The organism is Neorhizobium descurainiae (assembly GCF_051400715.1).
In the GTDB taxonomy this organism is placed as follows: Bacteria; Pseudomonadota; Alphaproteobacteria; order Rhizobiales; family Rhizobiaceae; genus Neorhizobium.
On sequence record NZ_JBLFFK010000001.1, the window covers coordinates 321,032 to 338,800 of the forward strand.

19 protein-coding genes are annotated in these 17,769 nt (G+C 63.8%); 11 read left to right on the forward strand and 8 right to left on the reverse strand.

The window, feature by feature from the left end; all coding sequences use genetic code 11:
* Nucleotides 1-91: 91 nt before the first annotated feature.
* From ACMGE0_RS01440 to ACMGE0_RS01450, 3 genes are all read right to left on the reverse strand, one after another.
* Entirely contained in the window at nt 92-718 is a 627-nt protein-coding gene (locus tag ACMGE0_RS01440; protein WP_436814077.1) for a DUF3011 domain-containing protein, read from the reverse strand.
* Between the two features lie 51 nt (nt 719-769).
* Nucleotides 770-1,120, reverse strand: coding sequence for a hypothetical protein (locus tag ACMGE0_RS01445; protein WP_436814078.1), 351 nt, complete (start codon nt 1,118-1,120; stop codon nt 770-772).
* A 303-nt stretch (nt 1,121-1,423) separates the two neighbouring features.
* Nucleotides 1,424-2,086: a sulfite oxidase-like oxidoreductase gene (locus ACMGE0_RS01450; protein ID WP_436814079.1), complete on the reverse strand. Its 663-nt coding sequence runs from the start codon at nt 2,084-2,086 to the stop codon at nt 1,424-1,426.
* A gap of 89 nt (nt 2,087-2,175) precedes the next feature.
* Here ACMGE0_RS01450 and ACMGE0_RS01455 point away from each other — a divergent pair, with 89 nt between their 5' ends.
* From ACMGE0_RS01455 to ACMGE0_RS01465, 3 genes are read left to right on the forward strand one after another with little or no spacing between them, the layout of a single operon-like run.
* Nucleotides 2,176-3,348, forward strand: a complete 1,173-nt coding sequence (locus ACMGE0_RS01455; RefSeq protein WP_436814080.1) for an aminotransferase — start codon at nt 2,176-2,178, stop codon at nt 3,346-3,348.
* 27 nt (nt 3,349-3,375) lie between these two features.
* Nucleotides 3,376-4,635: a DUF763 domain-containing protein gene (locus ACMGE0_RS01460; protein ID WP_436814081.1), complete on the forward strand. Its 1,260-nt coding sequence runs from the start codon at nt 3,376-3,378 to the stop codon at nt 4,633-4,635.
* Between the two features lie 56 nt (nt 4,636-4,691).
* Nucleotides 4,692-4,973 carry a hypothetical protein gene (locus tag ACMGE0_RS01465; RefSeq protein ID WP_436814082.1) on the forward strand — a complete coding sequence of 94 codons (282 nt, stop codon included), beginning with the start codon at nt 4,692-4,694 and terminating at the stop codon, nt 4,971-4,973.
* A 15-nt stretch (nt 4,974-4,988) separates the two neighbouring features.
* Here ACMGE0_RS01465 and ACMGE0_RS01470 read toward each other — a convergent pair whose 3' ends face one another.
* The 3 genes from ACMGE0_RS01470 to ACMGE0_RS01480 are packed head-to-tail and all read right to left on the reverse strand — an operon-like array spanning nt 4,989 to nt 8,460.
* The gene (locus ACMGE0_RS01470; protein ID WP_436814083.1) at nt 4,989-6,605 is read right to left on the reverse strand and encodes a 5-guanidino-2-oxopentanoate decarboxylase; all 1,617 of its coding nucleotides are present in this window, start codon (nt 6,603-6,605) and stop codon (nt 4,989-4,991) included.
* Nucleotides 6,595-7,797, reverse strand: coding sequence for a pyridoxal phosphate-dependent aminotransferase (locus ACMGE0_RS01475; RefSeq protein WP_436814084.1), 1,203 nt, complete (start codon nt 7,795-7,797; stop codon nt 6,595-6,597). Before ACMGE0_RS01475 ends, ACMGE0_RS01470 begins: the two co-directional genes overlap by 11 nt.
* A gap of 15 nt (nt 7,798-7,812) precedes the next feature.
* Complete coding sequence (locus ACMGE0_RS01480) at nt 7,813-8,460, reverse strand: TetR family transcriptional regulator C-terminal domain-containing protein (RefSeq protein ID WP_436814085.1); 648 nt, start codon at nt 8,458-8,460, stop codon at nt 7,813-7,815.
* Nucleotides 8,461-8,744: 284 nt separating this feature from the next.
* Here ACMGE0_RS01480 and ACMGE0_RS01485 point away from each other — a divergent pair, with 284 nt between their 5' ends.
* From ACMGE0_RS01485 to ACMGE0_RS01505, 5 genes are all read left to right on the forward strand, one after another.
* The gene (locus tag ACMGE0_RS01485) at nt 8,745-9,518 is read left to right on the forward strand and encodes an ABC transporter ATP-binding protein (RefSeq protein WP_436814086.1); all 774 of its coding nucleotides are present in this window, start codon (nt 8,745-8,747) and stop codon (nt 9,516-9,518) included.
* Nucleotides 9,519-9,572: 54 nt separating this feature from the next.
* Entirely contained in the window at nt 9,573-10,331 is a 759-nt protein-coding gene (locus ACMGE0_RS01490) for a transporter substrate-binding domain-containing protein (RefSeq protein WP_436814498.1), read from the forward strand.
* A 15-nt stretch (nt 10,332-10,346) separates the two neighbouring features.
* Nucleotides 10,347-11,060, forward strand: a complete 714-nt coding sequence (locus tag ACMGE0_RS01495) for an ABC transporter permease (protein WP_436814087.1) — start codon at nt 10,347-10,349, stop codon at nt 11,058-11,060.
* A gap of 4 nt (nt 11,061-11,064) precedes the next feature.
* Nucleotides 11,065-11,880, forward strand: a complete 816-nt coding sequence (locus ACMGE0_RS01500) for an ABC transporter permease (protein ID WP_436814088.1) — start codon at nt 11,065-11,067, stop codon at nt 11,878-11,880.
* Nucleotides 11,881-12,004: 124 nt separating this feature from the next.
* Complete coding sequence (locus tag ACMGE0_RS01505; RefSeq protein WP_436814089.1) at nt 12,005-13,525, forward strand: methyl-accepting chemotaxis protein; 1,521 nt, start codon at nt 12,005-12,007, stop codon at nt 13,523-13,525.
* A 14-nt stretch (nt 13,526-13,539) separates the two neighbouring features.
* Here ACMGE0_RS01505 and ACMGE0_RS01510 read toward each other — a convergent pair whose 3' ends face one another.
* Together ACMGE0_RS01510 and ACMGE0_RS01515 are read right to left on the reverse strand one after the other, a co-directional pair.
* Entirely contained in the window at nt 13,540-14,775 is a 1,236-nt protein-coding gene (locus ACMGE0_RS01510; protein WP_436814090.1) for an MFS transporter, read from the reverse strand.
* A 217-nt stretch (nt 14,776-14,992) separates the two neighbouring features.
* On the reverse strand, nt 14,993-16,354 hold the full coding sequence (locus ACMGE0_RS01515) for an LLM class flavin-dependent oxidoreductase (protein WP_436814091.1): 1,362 nt from the start codon (nt 16,352-16,354) through the stop codon (nt 14,993-14,995).
* 90 nt (nt 16,355-16,444) lie between these two features.
* On the opposite strand from ACMGE0_RS01515, the gene ACMGE0_RS01520 reads away from it, so the two are divergent.
* The 3 genes from ACMGE0_RS01520 (at nt 16,445) to ACMGE0_RS01530 (ending at nt 17,754) form a co-directional block, all read left to right on the forward strand.
* Nucleotides 16,445-17,008, forward strand: coding sequence for a helix-turn-helix domain-containing protein (locus tag ACMGE0_RS01520; protein WP_436814092.1), 564 nt, complete (start codon nt 16,445-16,447; stop codon nt 17,006-17,008).
* Nucleotides 17,009-17,234: 226 nt separating this feature from the next.
* The gene (locus ACMGE0_RS01525) at nt 17,235-17,504 is read left to right on the forward strand and encodes a hypothetical protein (protein WP_436814093.1); all 270 of its coding nucleotides are present in this window, start codon (nt 17,235-17,237) and stop codon (nt 17,502-17,504) included.
* A gap of 49 nt (nt 17,505-17,553) precedes the next feature.
* On the forward strand, nt 17,554-17,754 hold the full coding sequence (locus ACMGE0_RS01530) for a hypothetical protein (RefSeq protein ID WP_436814094.1): 201 nt from the start codon (nt 17,554-17,556) through the stop codon (nt 17,752-17,754).
* Nucleotides 17,755-17,769: the final 15 nt, after the last annotated feature.

Sequence of the window (17,769 nt, forward strand, 5' to 3'; positions counted from 1 at the left end):
TGCATTAGACGAAGAAATGGGGCGGGCTCTGGGCCTGAATTCAGGCCGCCAAGATCGGGATAAGCAGGCCGCTGGGGAGGAGATGAGCCCTTTAGCCAGGGTCGTCAGGGTTGTCGACCAAGCAGCCCACCCCGTGGCATCCCTGGTAATTTCCGTGGGTGTCGAAATTCGGCTCGCCGTTTTTGTCGAATTGCGGGGTCGTATCAATGCTTGCGTTGGAATCGGGTCGGTCCACCGTGCAACCAATGCCGTGACAGCCATTATAGCCGCCGTCATCATTGAAATTGCTAGTGCTATGGCGGTGCTTGTGTTTGCTGTCCTCGGCTATTCCTTCAATGATCGATCCAAGCACTGCGCCGGCAACAACGCCACCAACGTCATGGCCACGATGATCGTACATGCGCGCTCCCGGATCGAAGCCATCACCACGGCCATAGTGATAGCCGCCCACATCGGCAAACACGCCTGCGCATCCCTGAGCGACCCAGACATATCGACTATGTGGATTGTATCCCCAGGTACGATTCAAAATGCAGGGGGCGCTTGAGGTCTGATGGACAAGTTGCGGTCTGGAAAGCGGCCCCGCATAGCATTCGTCATATTGATAATGCCGCGACCGGCATTCAACGGTCATCTGCGCCCGTGCTTCGAGCGTAAATTGCGGAGCAAACAATGTTCCGGAAAGACCGAGGCTCACCGCCACTATGGTTCTGATCATTTCCCTTCTCCCTTGACTGACGTTCGGTGCTTTATACGTCCGGGCGCCAACTTAATCCGGCGCCATCTGGCAGTTGGGTCCGACCCACTTGCCGGATGAAATATCAAGTTCAGCATCCATGTCGGAGGCGCTGCATACGGGATAGCGATCATCGCCGCGTCGAGCCATGCTGCGGTCTACATACCGGCGGACAAGTGTGTCGTGATCGGGGGGTAACTGACCCTGCTGCCGCATTGAAAGCTTCATCGTGCAATTGGCAAAGGCGTCCGTGCCTTCTTCAAAGCCGAATCCGGCGCACCGGACCTTATTGTCCGAAAGTTGATCTGCGTTTCCATCGGTTGTCGTGCAGCCCATCAGAAAACCGGCAAACATTGAAAATGCAATAGAGGCCGATACGCGCATGCCGTGCTTCCTCGCCAATTTTCCCGCTTTTAGGACTAACAACTATCAAGACAATTGACAATTCATGTCTGAGCGTCTCCGGCTCCAGGCGAATGAAACCTTAATCGTTTGCCTCTTTGGACCAGAGACATTCGACGGGCCTGATCTATTTCGGGGCGCCGCCACGATGGCTGCCGGCAGGATTAGGCCGAGGCAATGACTCCGGAAGCTCGCATCCGGACGAGCATGAGACCGAAGACCCTGCGTACCTCCATCTGTAAACGGAGAAGGTGCCGGGAGGGGGAGGGGCTTCGTCAATTTCCCTCAGTCTTCCGAATAGCGCTCCTCGGTCCAGGGATCGCCCCGCATATGGTAGCCGTTACTCTCCCAGAAGCCGGCCCGGTCCCGGTCGAGGAATTCGATCCGGCGGAGCCATTTGGCGCTCTTCCAGAAATAGAGATGCGGCACCACGAGACGTACCGGCCCGCCGTGCTCTTCCGTCAGCGGCTGGCCCTCCCATTCGTAGACGATGATCGCGTCCGGCGAGGCGAAATCGGACAGCAGGAGGTTGGTGGTATAGCCGTCATAGCTCGTCAGCATCACCGCCACCGCCTCGTCCTTCGGGTCGACGGCATCGAGGAAATCGTGGGTGGAAACGCCCTTCCAGTTGTTGTCGTAACGCGACCAGGTGGTCACGCAGTGGATGTCGGAGCGCATTTCGGTCTGCGGCAGCGCTTGGAAAGCCGCCCAGTCGAAGGTCTTCGGATCGTTGACGAGGCCGCGCACGTCGAGCTTCCACTGCGAGGTCGAAATCCGCGGCTGCTGGCCGAGATCGAGCACCGGCCAGTTCTTCACCAGATGCTGGCCGGGCGGCAGCCGCTCGGTCTGCGGCCTTGAGATGCGTCCCGTCAGGAATTTTCCCTGCTCCGCCCATTTGCGCTTGGTGATGGTGAGCTTCGAATCCTCGGGGGGAATATCGTCGGCCATATGCGGTTCTCCTTGCGTCCCCCGATAATCTGATGAACAAGGGGTTCAAATCAATCGCCTGTCTTTGAAAAGACTGTTCCGGAACAACCATGCCTGCCTTCAACCCCCTTGTCGAAAAGCTTGAGCCGCCGCCCGTTCCCTCCGTCGCCGCCTGGGGGCGTGCCTATGACGGATCGAAAGGGCCGCTGATCGACCTGTCGCAGGCGGTGCCCGGATATCCGGCCCATCCGGACATGCTGAAGCTGCTCGGGGAGGCGGCATCTTCCACGGCCTTCACCGGTTACGGGCCGATCGAGGGTGAGACCGAGCTTCGCCGCGTTTATGCGGAACACCTCTCCGAAATTTACGGCGCATCGCTTGGCGTGGAAAACATCCACATCACGTCCGGCTGCAATCAGGCCTTCGTCTGCGCCGCGATGACGGTCGCCGGTCCCGGCAACACGGTGCTGATGACCGAACCCTTCTATTTCAACCACGAAACCACGCTCGCCATGATGGGCATCGGGACCGCCTTCGTGGCCTGCGCGGCGGAAAGCGGTTTTCTGCCGGATCTGGTCGGGCTGGAAGCGACGATCACGGCGGACGTGCGGGCGCTGGCGCTCGTTTCCCCCAACAATCCAACCGGCGCGATCTATCCGCCGTCGCTTCTGGAAGCCATCTTCAAGCTCTGCCGGTCGAAAGGCATCTGGCTGATCCTCGACGAGACTTACCGGGACTTCATGCCGCAAGCCGGCGCGGCGCCGCATCCCCTCTTCGGCCTCGACGGCTGGCAGGAGACGCTGATCAGCCTTTACAGCTTCTCCAAATCCTTCTGCATTCCAGGACACCGGCTGGGCGCGATCACGGCGGGCGCCAAGGCTGTGGAGCAGATCGCCAAGATCATGGACAACCTGCAGATCTGCGCGCCGCGTGCCGCTCAGGCGGCCGTCGCAAGAGCGCTGCCGCTCTTAGCGGATTGGAGAGAGCAAAACCGGCAGGAGATCGGCCGGCGGGCAGATGCCCTGAAGACGGTGATGCGCTCGGTCAACGACTGGAAGCTCGATGCGATCGGCGCCTATTTTGCTTTCGTGCGTCACCCCTTCCCGGGCAGGAGCTCTGCGGAAGTCGCTGAAAAGCTTGCGAAACAGGCCGGCATAACCTGCATCCCCGGCGCCTATTTCGGCGACGGCCAGCAGAATTATCTCCGCTTCGCCTTCGCCAATGCGGACGTGCCGACGATCCGCCTTCTGGAAGAACGTTTGCAGAACTTTTCCCTGTCCTGATCGGGCTCCTCCGTATATAAGCGGATCATGGTCCAAAGAGCAGGCAGCGCCGATCTCCCGCTTCACGGCGGCCGGGTTCCCCGGTGGCTGGGCGAGCGCATGACGAAACTCGGTGCGATCATCACGCAGGCGATCGTCATCGAATACGGCCGCGACGAGCTGCTCAGGCGGCTCGCGCACCCCTTCTGGTTCCAGTCTTTCGGCTGCGTCATGGGCATGGACTGGCATTCCTCCGGCATCACCACCAGCGTCATCGGTGCGTTGAAGCGTGGGCTGACGCCGCTTGCCGGCGAGCTCGGCATCCATGTCTGCGGCGGACGCGGCCAGAACTCCCGCAAGACGCCGGAGGAATTGATCGCCATCGGCAACCGCGTCGGCATCGACGGCGGTGCCCTTGCACAGACCAGCAAGCTCGTCGCGAAGGTGGATAGCGCCGCAGTGCAGGATGGTTTCGACCTTTATCTGCACGGCTTCATCGTCACCGACGACGGCAAATGGGTCGTCGTGCAGCAGGGCATGAACGGCGACAAGCGGCAGGCGCGGCGCTATCACTGGCTTTCGGAAGGCATTACCAGCTTCGTCGCTTCTCCGCACGCGGCGATCGAGGGGCGCAAGCAGGGCGAGATCGTCAATCTCGCCGACCGCCGGGCGGAAGCTTCCCGGAAAGGCCAGCTCGACCTGCTCGCATCGCTCGGGCCGGACCGGATCGTCCGCGAAGTGATCGCGCTCGATCCTTCGCTGAGACCTAAGGAGACGGCACAGCCCATGCTGCCGCATCTCATCATGCCGGCGCATCACGATGTCCGCGAGGAAGACGTCAACATGAAGCGGCTGCACGGCACGCTTGCGGCGGCGGCCGATCGAGGTCCGGAAGATTTCGAAAACCTGCTGCTGATGCCAGGCGTCGGCGCCCGCACGGTCAGGGCGCTCGCCATGGTGGCGGAAGTGGTGCATGGCGCGCCGTGCCGTTTTTCCGATCCGGCGCGTTTCTCGCTCGCCCATGGCGGCAAGGACCGGCACCCTTTCCCCGTGCCGATCAAGGTCTATGACGAAACGATCAAGGTGATGAAATCGGCGGTCGGCAAGGCGAGGCTCGGCCGCGAGGAGGAGCTGCAGGCACTGAAGCGGCTGGATGACCAGGCGCGCCGGCTCGAGCGCTACGTCACCGGCCCGGACCTCAAGGAGATCGTCGCGGGGGAGTTCCGCCATTCGCATGAATGGGGCGGGCGCAGCGTCTTCGGCTTCGAACCGCCGCCGGAGGACGAGGCTCGGAAGCGGCGAGGGTGAGCCGGGAACGATGAGGCCTCCCACTGGTTTTCCATGAGACCAAAAGGAGGATCACCATGGAACGCAATGACGCCAGCCAGGAAGCGAAACGCTTCGGCAGCAGCCAGCCGAATATCGCCAAAAGCTCCGGCACCGGCGAGAGCACGATCCGCAAGCAACCCGATCCGGCCACGACCGAAATCAACAAGGCGCGGAAGGTCTGGGATGCGGAAGGTTCCGGCAACATGAGCGGCCGCGTCGCCGACGCGGGCGATGCAGGCGGCCAGAACTTGCCCTACGATACCGAGACGCAAGCCGATGTGGTCGGTCGCCAGACCAGGCGCAAGGACGGGCATTGACCCTGACGGCATGCCTCAGGCGGTCGCGCCGACCGTCTTCGTCTGATGGATCTCGACCAACGACGGTCCCTTGTGCTGCCGGAACTTCTGCAATGCCGCCGGCAGCTCGTCCACATGCGCGAGGCGTTGTGCCGGCAGGCCGAAGGCTTCCGCGATCTTCAGGAAGTCCGGCGCCGAAGGTCTGACGCCTTCCGGCTCGATGCCGTTCTCGACCATATAGGTCTCGATCTCCTGGTAGCCGTCGTTGTTCCAGACGAGGAAGATGAGGTCGGCGCCGGCATCCTTGGCGGAGCCGATCTCGGCAAGCGTGAATTGAAGGCCGCCATCGCCGGTGAGGCAGACGACCGGGGCTTCCGGCTCGGCGATCGCGGCGCCCACGGCGGCCGGCGGGCCGTAGCCAAGCGCGCCGTAGCCCGTCGCGGCATTGAACCAGCCATGGGGCCGGCCGGCCTCGTAATAGAGGTTGCCGGCATAAACGGCTTGAGTGCTGTCGCCGACGATGATCGCGCCGGGCAGAGCGTCACGGACCTTGTCCAGAATGCCGATCTCGACACGCATCTTCGGCGTCAGTTCGGCAAGCGCTGCCTCTCTTGTCGCCTCTGCTCGGGAAGCGCCCTCGGCCTGCGGCCGGTTGCCCGCGCCGATTGCGGCAAGCAGATCGGCCACGGCATTTTCCGCCGAAGAGAGGATCGAAATTGCCGCCTGCGGGCCGCGGGCAAGCTGGGCGGCGTCGATATCGACACGAATGAGATTGCGGAGTTCGGGGAAGCCGTTATCCGCATACATGTCGTAATCCGTCTGTCCCATCTGGGTGCCGAAAGCGAGCACGAGGTCGGCATCCGCGACTAGCTTGCGGACGGATTTGAGGCTCGGGCTTGCCGGTACGGAAAGCGGATGGCCGGCAAAGGCGCCGCGGGCGTTGGTGGTCGTCACCAGCGGCGCGTCGAGCCGTTCGGCAAGCGTCCGGACATCTCCGGCGGCCGGCACGGCGCCGCCGCCCACGAGGATGACCGGCCGTTTCGCGGAGAGACAACGGGAGGCCGCTTCCCCGATCGTGCCCATGTCGGCGCGGGGCCGGAGGGGGGCGATGTTTCGAAGGCGAGGGGCCTTGATCCTGGCGGCCATGACGTCAGTGGGGATTTCGATATGCACCGGCCCCGGCCGGCCGGAGCGCAGGATCGCGAAGGCCCGTTCCATCACGTCCGCGAGGTTTTCGGGTTCATGCAGCGTGTGCGACATCAGCGCCAGCGTCGCCATCATGCCGCGCTGGTCGGGCAGCTCGTGCAGCCGGCCGCGGCCATGGCCGAGCGTGGCGCGGGCGTTGACGCCCGATATCACCAGCATGGGTACGGAGTCCTGATAGGCCTGCGCCATGGGGGTGATGATGTTGGTGAGGCCCGGCCCGGTGATGACGAGGCAGACGCCCGGCTTGCCGCTGACCCGGGCGTAACCGTCGGCCATGAAGCCGGCGCCCTGTTCGTGGCGCGGCGTCACGTGGCGGATGTTCGAGGCGGCAAGGCCGCGATAGAGCTCGACGGTGTGGACGCCGGGGATGCCGAAGACGACATCCACGCCGTTGACCTCCAGAAGGTCGATCAGCGTTTCTCCGACCGTCTTCGGCTCATCGGACATGCACAGGCGCCTCCCTGCGCGAGACGACGCGGCCGGCGAGGTCGGCGATGCGGCCCATGGCGGTCGCAACGACATCTTCCGGTACGGTCAGCGAGATGCGCAGGAAACCGGCGGCCTGGTCTCCGAAGGACGTGCCGGGCATGACTGCGACCTTCTCCTCCTGCAGGAGCTCCCACGCGAATTCCTCGCCGTTGAGGCCGGTCGCCGTCACGTCGAGCAGGATGAACATGCCCCCTTCCGGCGGCATGGGCTTCACGAGATTGCTGCCGGCAAAGGCCTTCTCGACGATCGCGGCGCGGCGGCTATAGTTCTCGCGCATCACGTCGGCGGTGTCGAAATGCTGCGACAGCGCCATCGCCGTCATGTCGGAGATGAAGGGCTGGACGCCGAACAGCATGGTCTCGGAGACGGGCAAAAGCTTTTCGCAGAATTCCTCCGGGCCGGCGGCCCAACCGCTGCGGAAGCCGGGTGCGGCATGCGATTTCGAGATGGAAGATACGACGATCGTGCGTTCGGCGAGTTCAGGCATGTCGAAGGGCGAAGCGAAGAGGGTGCCTTCGAAGATCAGCTGTTCGTAGACCTCGTCGCAGACGATCCAAAGGTCGTGGCGGCGGCAGACCTCGCCGATCTTGGCGATCTCGGCGGCTGTGAGAACCGCGCCTGTCGGGTTGTGCGGCGTGTTGAGGAGCAGCACCCGGGCTTCCGGCGTGATCGCCCGTTCCAGGTCGTCGGCCTGCAGGTGGAATTTCTTCTCCGGGCGAAGCGGCACGGGGATCATATGCGCCCCGGTCGAGGCGATGACGCCCTCATAGGTCGCGTAGAGCGGATCGCCGACCAGCACGCCGTCGCCGGCCTCCACCAGGCCGGTCATGACGCCGTAAAGCGCAGTCTGGGTGCCGGGGAAACACAGGAAACTGCGCTCGGTGACGCCCGGGCGGCGTTTCGAATATTTCTCCACCAGCGCATTCAGGATCGACGGTTCGCCGCGGCCGTTCGAATAGCGGGTGCGGCCGGCATGCATGGCGCGGGCAGCCTCGTCGAGCAGCGCCTTGTCGGGAGCCACATCCGGTTCGCCGATCGTCAGCTCGATGATCTCTTCGCCCGCGGCCTTCATGCGGCGGGCGGTCAGATGAAGCGCCCAGCGGCCGGAGCCGAGATGGGCGAGGCGATCGGTGATGGAGGCATAACGCATCGGTATTTCCTTTTCTTATCGTTCTTCGGCCGAGAGTCCGCCCGGCTCCAGGCGCAAAAGCGCCTCCACGGAGTGAAGCGCGTTCTCCGCCAGTTCCCTGTCCGCGAACATGTCCGCGGCGAGCGTTCCTTCAAGCCACAGCCCGTCGACCAGCGCGTTCAGCGCAACGGCGTAACGGCGGCACTCCTCTCGGCTCACTGCCCGGTTTTCTTCCCGGAAGAAAGCGGTAAGCAGCGTTTCCAGCGCTTCGAGGAAGGCCAGGTAGTTCTCGCGGTGAACGGCCGCGAAGCTCGGGTCGATCTGGATATGGCTGATGAAGGCCGCCCAGAGCGACAGGGTGCGCGGATCGGTGACCGGCGGCGTGACGTTGGCGACGATGAAGCGGCGGAGCCGCGCCTTGGCCGTCTCGCCCTCGATCGCTGCCGCTATCGCGGTTTCCGTCATGCCGGTCATCACCTTCCGGTAGGCCGCCTGCAGCATCTGGTCCTTGCCGGCGAAATAATGCCGGATCAACCCGCCGGTCACGCCGGCGCGCGTGGCGATCTGACGGACGGTCGCACCCTGGATGCCGAATTCCGCGATGCAGTCGAGCGTGGCGGCGATCAGGTCCTCGCGCCGTTCGGCCTCGCTGGCACGGTGATAGGTGCGCCGGCTCGCCGTCATCTGCGGACCTTTCCCCGCCGGCCCATCAGGACATGCGGCAGGGGCGTCGGCATGGCTTCTGAGCCGTAGGCGGTCATGGATCATCCCTTCGGGAAGACGAAGCGGGCTGATGCCGCTCTTTTTCGGATTGGGCTTTATTATACGCTTGAATAATTCCGGCACAAGTGCCAGACTTCTCCTCACAGGGCCACGGAACCAGCGCCGCGAGCCTTAAAAATCATAAGCTGGGGGAACAGTGCCAATTGTGCGGACCGGCTTCATCCGAGCCGGCGGTGACGGTGTCCATGACGGATTCGGCGCAAGCCATAGAAGTCTCGAACCTGCATAAACGTTTCGGTCCTCTGGAAGTGCTGAAGGGTGTCTCGCTCACGGCCCGGCAGGGCGACGTGATCGCCATCATCGGCGGCAGCGGCTCCGGCAAATCCACCTTTCTGCGCTGCATCAACATGCTGGAACTGCCGAGCGCCGGCACGATCGCCGTTCATGGTGAAACGATCGCCATGAAGAAGTACGGGCATGGCGGGCTGATGCCCGCCGACCGCAGGCAGGTGCAGCGCATCCGCTCGCAGCTCGGCATGGTGTTCCAGAGCTTCAATCTCTGGCAGCACATGACGGTGCTGCAGAACGTCATCGAAGTGCCGGTGCATGTGCTTAAAACACCGAAGGACAAGGCGGTGGAAATCGCCGAGGCGCTCCTGCGCCGCGTCGGGCTCTACGAGAAGCGCGATGCCTATCCGGCTTTTCTGTCCGGCGGCCAGCAGCAGCGCGCGGCGATCGCCCGGGCGCTTGCCATCCAGCCGCTCGTCATGCTGTTCGACGAACCGACCTCGGCGCTCGATCCGGAGCTGGTGGGCGAGGTGCTTTCCGTCATCGGCGACCTGGCGCGCGAAAAACGCACGATGATCCTCGTCACCCACGAGATGAAGTTCGCCCGCGAGGTCTCCAACCACGTGGTCTTCCTGCACAACGGCATCATCGAGGAACAGGGGCCGCCGGATCGGATTTTCGGCGCTCCGAAGTCCGAGCGGCTCAAAAAATTCATCAGCTCGATCCACTAACCAAAACAACATCGGAAAAAAGGGGAAAAGATCATGAAAAATGTCATCAAGGCCATGGCAATTGCGGTCGTTCTCGCGGCGGCCGCCTTCGGCGCGGCTCAAGCGCAGGAGGTCAAGGTCGGCTTCGCCGCCGAACCCTATCCGCCTTTCACCTCGCCGGATGCGAGCGGCAAATGGGTGGGCTGGGAGATCGAGTTCATGGAAGCGATGTGCGCCGAGGCCAAGCTTCAATGCGTTCCCACGCCGATCGCCTGGGACGGCATCATTCCGGCGCTGACCTCGAAGAAGATCGACATGATCATCGGTTCCATGTCGATCACCGAGGAGCGCCTGAAGACGATCGATTTCTCCGACAAATATTACAACACGCCGACCGGCATCGTCGGTCCGAAGTCGGAAAAATTCGACGCGACGCCGGAAGGCCTCAAGGGCAAGATCATCGGCGTACAGGTGTCCACCGTGCATCAGGAATATGCGATGAAACATTTCGGCCCAGTCGCCGCCGAGATCAAGGAATACCAGACGCAGGATGAGGCGAACCAGGATCTCGCCGCCGGCCGCATCGATGCCGTTCAGGCGGATGCGATCGCGCTCGATGCCTTCCTGGCGTCCGATGCGGGTGCCTGCTGCGACCTCAAGGGCAATGTGGAGGACGATCCGGCGGTTCTCGGCGCCGGCATCGGCGTCGGCCTGCGCAAGGGCGAAACCGAGCTGAAGGACAAGGTCAACGCGGCCATCAAGGCGATCCGCGCCAACGGCACCTACGACACGTTCTCGAAGAAATATTTCGACTTCGACATCTACGGCGGCTGACGGTAGCGCACCGGCATGCCGTCCGGTCTTGAACTCCTCTCGCTCTCGCCGCCCGGCTGGGGCGGCGTGCTGCTCGCGGGGCTTATGGCTTCCCTGCAGCTTGCCGCCGGCGGCTATCTGCTCGGCCTCGTGATCGGGATCGGCGGCGCCTGCGGCAAGCTCTATGGCGGGCCGATCCTGCGCGACCTGCTCGAAGTCTATACGACACTCATCCGCGCCGTGCCGGAACTGGTGCTGATCCTGCTTCTTTATTACGCCGGCACGGATGCCGTGAACCAGATCCTGCTGCTGCTGGGCTTGCCGGTGGTCGATATCAGCGGGCTTGCGGCCGGCATCTTCGTGATCGGGGTGGTGCAGGGCGCCTATTCCACCGAAGTGCTGCGCGGCGCGATCAAGGCGGTGCCGCCGGGGCAGATCGAGGCGGCGCGCGCCTACGGCATGCCGCCCCTCCTCGCTTTGCGCCGCGTGATCCTGCCGGCCATGCTGCCTTATGCCATCCCCGGGCTCTCCAATCTCTGGCTGATCGCCACCAAGGATACGGCGCTGCTCGCCGTCGTCGGCTTCAGCGAACTGACGCTCGTGACACGTCAGGCGGCCGGTTCCACCAAGGCCTATATGACCTTCTATCTGGCGGCGGGCGCTCTCTATCTTCTGGTGACTCTGGTGTCGAACATCGGCATCGGCTTCCTCGAACGGCATGCGCGGCGCGGCATGCCCCGCACGGCGTGACGTCATGGGGGAAGAGATTTCCGCCCTGCCGGCCTATATCCCGCCCAAGGCGCGCAGCCTTTTCGAGCCGCACCGGCTGTTCCTGATGGCGGTCTTCCTCGTCATCGTCGTCTGCGCCGTCTGGTTCATGCGCTGGGACTGGCTGCCGCGCTATGGCGGCCGGCTGGCCTACGGCGTCTGGCAGACGCTCCTCATGCTCTTCTGCACGGCGGCGATCGGCTTCCTGCTCGCCGTGCCGATCGGTCTCGTGCAGGTCACCGGTCCGTGGCCGCTCGCCTGGCTCGCCAGGATCTTCTGCACGATCATCCGGGGCACGCCGCTGCTCCTGCAGCTGTGGCTCCTCTATTATGGCCTTGGTTCGCTCTTCGCCCAATATCCGGAGATCCGCTCCTCCTTCCTCTGGCCTTATCTGCGCCAGGCCTGGCCCTACGGCTTCACCGCGCTGATGATCTCGTTTGCGGCCTATGAGGGCGAGGTGATGCGCGGCGCCTTTGCCGGCGTGCCGCGCGGCGAACTGGAGGCGGCGCGCGCCTTCGGGATGGGCCGCTTCACGATGTTCCGCCGCATCTGGCTGCCGAGAGCCGTGCACCGGGCGCTCCCGACGCTTGCCGGCGAAACCGTGCTGCAATTGAAGTCCACGCCGCTTGTGGCGACCATCACCGTCATCGACCTCTATGCGGTAATCTCGCGCGTGAGGCAGGATACCTTCCTGACCTACGAACCGCTGCTGCTGCTGGCGCTCATCTATTTCTGCCTGACGGGCATTCTGGTGGCCGGCTTCCGCTTCCTGGAAAGCCGCATTCCCGCCCGCGGGGCCTGACGGAAATTCCGACAGCCTATTACTTCTCAGGGCGCCTTATTAAGGGATCTTATACCTTAAGGTTCACAATATGGACGTGGAACGCCCTGCTCGGGGTGCGGATGCGGCGGATTGGGGGCCTTGAATGTCGTCGGCTGAAGAAAAACGTGAATTGCAGAAGCGCCTGGATTTCGTCGGTCTGGACCAGGAAGCGCGTGCCACGCTTCGCCGCCTGGCTCCCGTCATCAACGCCAGCCTCGCGGCGGCGCTCGGCACGCTTTACAAGAAAATTCAATCCACGCCGGACACCGCGGGCTTCTTCTCCAGCCCAGCCCATATGGACAGTGCCAAGAAGCGCCAGATGAGCCATTGGGGTGTTGTCGGCGAAGCCAGTTACGACGAGCGCTATGTCGAGGGCGTCCGGGCCGTGGGCGCTGCGCATGCCCATGCCGGGCTCGATCCGCGTTGGTATATCGGCGGTTATGCGCTGGTCATGGAAAACCTCATCCACGCGGTGATGGCGGCGAACTGGCCGTCCCGCTTCGGCCGCGGCAATTCCGAAAAGCTCGCCAAGGAGATCAGCGCGCTCGTCAAGGCGGCGATGCTCGACATGGACTATTCGATTTCCGCTTATCTGGATATCCAGGCTGAGGAACGCCGCCGTGCCGAGGAGGCCAAGCGGGTCGCGGAACAGGCGCAGGACGTCGCGCTTCAGGCGCTCAGCGACGTGCTGAAGGGGCTTTCCGCCGGCGATCTGGAAAGCCGGCTTTCCGGCGAGTTGCCGGCAAACTTCGCCCGTATGGCGGAAGACTATAACGGCAGCGCCGAAAAGCTGCGCTTGACGCTGGCAACGGTCCGTCATGCCGGCGAGGAGATCCTCACCAGCACGAATGCGATCACCCAGGCGTCCAAGGATCTCGCTCGTCGCACGGAGGAACAGGCGCAGGGGCTGGAAGAAAGCTCGGCGACGCTACACCAGCTCACGCAGAGCGTTTCCGGCACCGCCGAGGGAGCCAGCAAGGCAGCCTCCGCCGTCCACGTGGCTCTCTCGGAAGCGCGGGCGTCCGGCCCGGTCGTCAAGCAGGCAGTGGCGGCCATGGACGAGATCGAACGCTCCTCCGCGGAAATATCCAAGATTATCGGCGTCATCGACGAGATCGCCTTCCAGACCAATCTTCTCGCGCTCAACGCCGGCGTCGAAGCCGCCCGCGCCGGCGAGGCCGGCCGCGGTTTCGCCGTGGTGGCGCAGGAGGTGCGGGCGCTCGCGCAGCGCTGCGCCGATGCCGCCAAGGAGATCAAGGACCTGATTTCGGACAGCTCCCGGCAGGTTCAGGCGGGTGTCGATCTCGTCAACAATGCCGGCGCGGCGCTGAGCCAGATTACCGATCGCATCGACGACATCAACACGATCGTCAATACGATCGCCACCGAGGCAGCCCATCAGTCCACGGGCCTTCACGAGGTCAACGGCGCGTTGAGCCGCATGGATACGCTGACGCAGGAAAATTCCGCAATGGTGCAGGAAACCTCCAAGCGGACGTCGGACCTCCGCGATGCCGTGGAACGGCTGGTGACGGCGCTGCGCGGCTTCAAGACCCGCAGCGCGGAGCGCCTGACCCGCGACCGGCAGGCGCGGGAGGAGGAAAACCGTCGCCTGGTCGCCTGATCAACGGCGCCTGATCAGCGCCGGCCTCCGGCGAGCCGGACGGCATCCGGCCTGCCGCGCAGGATCAGCATGGAAACGGCGCCGAAGATCGGACCGACGGCGAGCAGGACGAAGGTCCAGCGCCAGCCGCCGAGCAATTCCGCCAGATGCGGCATCAGCCAGATCATGAAGATGGTCAGCGCAAAGCCCATGCCCATCTGCAGGGAGAGCGCCGTGCCGATATAGTTGCGGTCGGCGAGTTCGGTGACCGCGGCGGAGAACTGCGCCGAATCCCCGATGATCGAAATGCCCCAGACGATGACCACCAGTATCAGCAGCCAGAAGGGACCGTCGAAGACGAAACCGGTCGTGAGCGCGCAGGCGCCCGAGACGATCATGAGGCCGGCGGTGGTCGCGGTGCGGCCGAAACGGTCCGAGAGAATGCCGCCGGCGAAGCAGCCGACGACGCCGGAGGCGACGGCGACGAAGGTGAGCAGCGAGGCCTCGCCGCCGATGCGGCCTCCGCCGTCGTCCAGCGCGGCGGTCAGATAGGCGAGCAGCCAGGCCCACATGGCATAGAGTTCCCACATGTGGCCGAGATAGCCGCCGTTGACGAGCAGCAGATTGCGGTCTTTCAGCACCCGGCCGATCTGGCGCGGATCGAACAGCGCCTTGCCGAACGGATAAGGGCCTTCGCGGGTGAAGAGCAGGAAAACGACGGCGCCGATCAGCGAGGCGCCGCTCGATAGAGCGACGACAGCGTGCCAGTCGACGGCGGACGACATGCCGCGGAAAAGATGCGGCAGCGAGGAGCCGGCGGTGATGGCGCCGATGACGCCGGCAAGCGCCAGGCCGCGGCCGGAAATGAACCAGGTGGAAACGAGCTTCAGCGCCGGCGGATAGACGCCGGCCAGCGCAAAGCCCGTGACCATGCGGCAGAAGACGGCGCCGGCCGGTCCGGGCTCCAGCAGCATGGCCGCGTTGGAGAGAGCGGCAAGCAATGCGGACGCGGCCATCAGCCGGTTCATGCGGATGAGATCCGGCAGGTTGAAGAGGCTCGCGGACAGCGCCCCGATGACGAAGCCGATCTGCACGCCGTTGGTGAGCCAGGCGGCGCTGCTTTCCGACAGCGACCAGACGCGCTTCAGCTCCGGGGCGATGGCGTTTGCCGAAAACCAGGTGGAGAAGGAGAGCACGACCGCGAGGCACAGGAGCGCCAGCATGCGCCAGCGGCCTTCGGCGCGTGCTTCCGAAGTGGCGGCGGTCGTCATCCCTCACCCCCCTCTGCCCTGCCGGGCATCTCCCCCTCAAGGGGGGAGATCGACAAGAGGCTCCGGCTTCCAGAACCACCAACGCTGTTGAACCTAGCTTGGGCAGTCCAGAACCTGTGGTGGGGGCGAGAGCTTGCTACCATCCGATCTCCCCCCTTGAGGGGGAGATGCCCGGCAGGGCAGAGGGGGGTGAGGAGCGTCGCGTCGTATGGAAGGTTCATCCTGCAGCCCGATATCTTGCGGCGATATGCCGGTCCGGCAGGCGCGGCGATCCGAACAGCTTTTCGCGGAACGTGCCGTCGCGGTAGCCGGTCTTGTAGAGGCCACGTTCCTGTAAAATCGGGATCACCAGTTCGATGATGTCGTCGAAACATTCCGGCACGACGGTCCGCGACAGATTGAAGCCATCGACGCCGGCCTCGTTCATCCACGCGACGAGGTTATCCGCGATCTGTTCGGCGGAGCCTACCATCGGCGCCTGCCGGCTGCCGAGCACCATCTGTTCGAGCAGCTTGCGCTTGGTCCATCGCGGCCCGGCCCCGCGGGTCATCGCCTCGACATTGGAAACGATCGCCGTGCTCTTGCCCGTCTCGATCGGTTCGTCGAGATCGTATTTCGCGAAATCGAGGCCGAGGGAGGCGGCGGCGTGTACGAGCGCACCTTCCGAGCTTGCATAGGCGCGGTAATCCTCGAATTTTTCGCGCGCTTCCTTTTCCGTGCGGCCGGCGACGATCGTCGCGCCGACGAAGACCTTCACATCGTCCGCCCGCCGGCCGTATTTCACGGCACGGGCGCGGATATCGTCCACGATGCCTTTTACGCCCTCGATCTTCTGGCCGTTGACGAAGACGCATTCCGCATGGGTTGCGGCGAACTGCCGGCCGCGGGTCGATGAGCCAGCCTGATAAAGGACAGGCGTACGTTGCGGCGAAGGTTCGCAGAGATGGATGGCGTCGATCCGGTACTGTTTGCCGTAATGCCGGACCTTACGGACCTTGGCGGGATCGGCATAGATGTGGCTTGCCCGGTCGAAGACGACCGCTCCGTCCTCCCAGCTTCCCTCCCATAGCCGGTACATGATTTCCATATACTCGTCCGCCAGATCGTAGCGGTCGTCATGGGCGGCTTGTGTGTCGAGGCCCATCGCCTTTGCGGCGCTGTCGAGATAGCCGGTGACGACGTTCCAGCCGATCCGTCCGCCGGTCAGATGATCGAGGGTCGACATGCGCCGCGCGAAGAGGAAAGGCGGCTCGTATGTGAGGTTTGCCGTGACGCCGAAGGAGAGGTGCTCGGTCACCGCCGCCATGGCGGGCACCAGCATTATGGGATCGTTGACCGGAACCTGCACCGCGCCCCTCAACGCCGCCGCGTTGCTGCCGCCATAGACATCGTTGACGCCGACGATATCGGCAAGGAAGATGCCGTCGAATAGGCCGGCCTCCAGCTTCCTTGCGTAGTCGGTCCAGTAGCGCAGTTCCGCATAGCGGTGCGAGCGGTCGCGCGGATGCGCCCAGAAGCCCTGCTGGATGTGGCCGACGCAGTTCATGTCGAAGGCGTTGAAGCGGATTTCGCGTCTCATGCTCTCCCCTGTTTTTCGTTGCGAACCGCGCTCGTCTCTTATAGGCTACTTTTGTCCACTATAGAAGACGATCGGTGAAAGGCAAGCATCTTGCAGCAGGCGGAGAAGGATCCGGGTCAGGCGATCGCCGTGCGGATCAAGATCGAACGGGAGGCGCGCGGCTGGTCGCTGGCCGAACTTGCGGAGCGTTCCGGCGTCTCGAAGGCGATGATCAGCAAGATCGAGCGCAGCGAGGCGAGCCCGACCGCGACCGTGCTCGGCCGGCTTTCCGGCGCTTTCGGCCTGCCGCTGTCGGTGCTCCTGGCGCTGGCGGAGCGGGCGCAGGAGCGGGTTGCCCTGCATGCGGAGCAGCCGGTCTGGACCGATCCGGAAACCGGCTATACCCGCCGCGCCGTCTCGCCGCCGAATGCCCTGCTGGAACTCCTGGAGGTCTCGCTGCCCCCCGGCGTGCGTGTCCCTTATCCGGCCTCGGCCTTCGCCTTCCAGCACCAGCAGATCTGGGTGCTCTCGGGCCGGCTCGATTTTCTGGAAGGCCCGACCCTGCATCGCCTGACCGAGGGCGACTGCCTTTTGCTCGGCCCGCCGGCGGACTGCGTCTTCTTCAATCCCGGCAAGCAATCAGCCCGATACGTGATCGCGCTGACGCGACGCTGAAGGTCCGTTGCGCGCCTGCGGGGAAAGGACGCTTCCCGCGAAGGGAAGCGCCAGTTGGGGAGGGTACTTGTGACGCTGTCGGCCGCGTGGAGGTTCGGCGTCCGACAGGGCCTGAACACATAGTCGTGAATTTTGTTCCGCCTACCATTCCGATTGCCCGTTTTGCGAACGGAACAATCGTCCGCGGCGCCGGTTCTGCAATCGGACAACAGGGAGAACCAAAGCCATGAGCAAGGCCGTGGAAACGACGGATCACAAGGAAATCCAACAATGGATCGAGGAGCGCGGAGGCCATCCGGCCCGCGTCAAAGGTGCGCGCGAGGGAGGCATCCTGCGGGTCGATTTCGGCAAGCCGGAAGAGGCTCTCGAAGAGATCGCATGGGACGACTTCTTCTCGATCTTCGACGAGAACAAGCTTTCCTTCCTCTATCAGGAAGAGACCGAAGCCGGAAAGACCAGCCGCTTCAACAAGTTCGTGTCCCGCACGAAGCACTGAAGCCCGCGGCCCATTAGGCCGCGGCCGAGCGCATGAAAGGAGGACGATCATGTCCAAACATTTCAGGCCGAAAGAGCCGAGCGATGCCGATTTGAAAAATGATCCCGGCATCGGTCAGTCCAAGGGATTGAACCGCGCCACCGGCAATGAGGACATCGCCGGCGACAACACCGAAGAGGGCGACGTCGCTAACGACACGACGCGTTTCGGCGGCGTCAATCCCAACCAGCGCGGCCGTGTCAACAAGTAACCGGCTCAAGGAGGA

Coding starts and splice junctions, on each gene's coding strand:
- ACMGE0_RS01440 (WP_436814077.1), bottom strand. CDS start 718: ATGATCAGAACCATAGTGGCGGTGAGCCTCGGTCTTTCCGGAACATTG.
- ACMGE0_RS01445 (WP_436814078.1), bottom strand. CDS start 1,120: ATGCGCGTATCGGCCTCTATTGCATTTTCAATGTTTGCCGGTTTTCTG.
- ACMGE0_RS01450 (WP_436814079.1), bottom strand. CDS start 2,086: ATGGCCGACGATATTCCCCCCGAGGATTCGAAGCTCACCATCACCAAG.
- ACMGE0_RS01455 (WP_436814080.1), top strand. CDS start 2,176: ATGCCTGCCTTCAACCCCCTTGTCGAAAAGCTTGAGCCGCCGCCCGTT.
- ACMGE0_RS01460 (WP_436814081.1), top strand. CDS start 3,376: ATGGTCCAAAGAGCAGGCAGCGCCGATCTCCCGCTTCACGGCGGCCGG.
- ACMGE0_RS01465 (WP_436814082.1), top strand. CDS start 4,692: ATGGAACGCAATGACGCCAGCCAGGAAGCGAAACGCTTCGGCAGCAGC.
- ACMGE0_RS01470 (WP_436814083.1), bottom strand. CDS start 6,605: ATGTCCGATGAGCCGAAGACGGTCGGAGAAACGCTGATCGACCTTCTG.
- ACMGE0_RS01475 (WP_436814084.1), bottom strand. CDS start 7,797: ATGCGTTATGCCTCCATCACCGATCGCCTCGCCCATCTCGGCTCCGGC.
- ACMGE0_RS01480 (WP_436814085.1), bottom strand. CDS start 8,460: ATGACGGCGAGCCGGCGCACCTATCACCGTGCCAGCGAGGCCGAACGG.
- ACMGE0_RS01485 (WP_436814086.1), top strand. CDS start 8,745: ATGACGGATTCGGCGCAAGCCATAGAAGTCTCGAACCTGCATAAACGT.
- ACMGE0_RS01490 (WP_436814498.1), top strand. CDS start 9,573: ATGGCAATTGCGGTCGTTCTCGCGGCGGCCGCCTTCGGCGCGGCTCAA.
- ACMGE0_RS01495 (WP_436814087.1), top strand. CDS start 10,347: ATGCCGTCCGGTCTTGAACTCCTCTCGCTCTCGCCGCCCGGCTGGGGC.
- ACMGE0_RS01500 (WP_436814088.1), top strand. CDS start 11,065: ATGGGGGAAGAGATTTCCGCCCTGCCGGCCTATATCCCGCCCAAGGCG.
- ACMGE0_RS01505 (WP_436814089.1), top strand. CDS start 12,005: ATGTCGTCGGCTGAAGAAAAACGTGAATTGCAGAAGCGCCTGGATTTC.
- ACMGE0_RS01510 (WP_436814090.1), bottom strand. CDS start 14,775: ATGACGACCGCCGCCACTTCGGAAGCACGCGCCGAAGGCCGCTGGCGC.
- ACMGE0_RS01515 (WP_436814091.1), bottom strand. CDS start 16,354: ATGAGACGCGAAATCCGCTTCAACGCCTTCGACATGAACTGCGTCGGC.
- ACMGE0_RS01525 (WP_436814093.1), top strand. CDS start 17,235: ATGAGCAAGGCCGTGGAAACGACGGATCACAAGGAAATCCAACAATGG.
- ACMGE0_RS01530 (WP_436814094.1), top strand. CDS start 17,554: ATGTCCAAACATTTCAGGCCGAAAGAGCCGAGCGATGCCGATTTGAAA.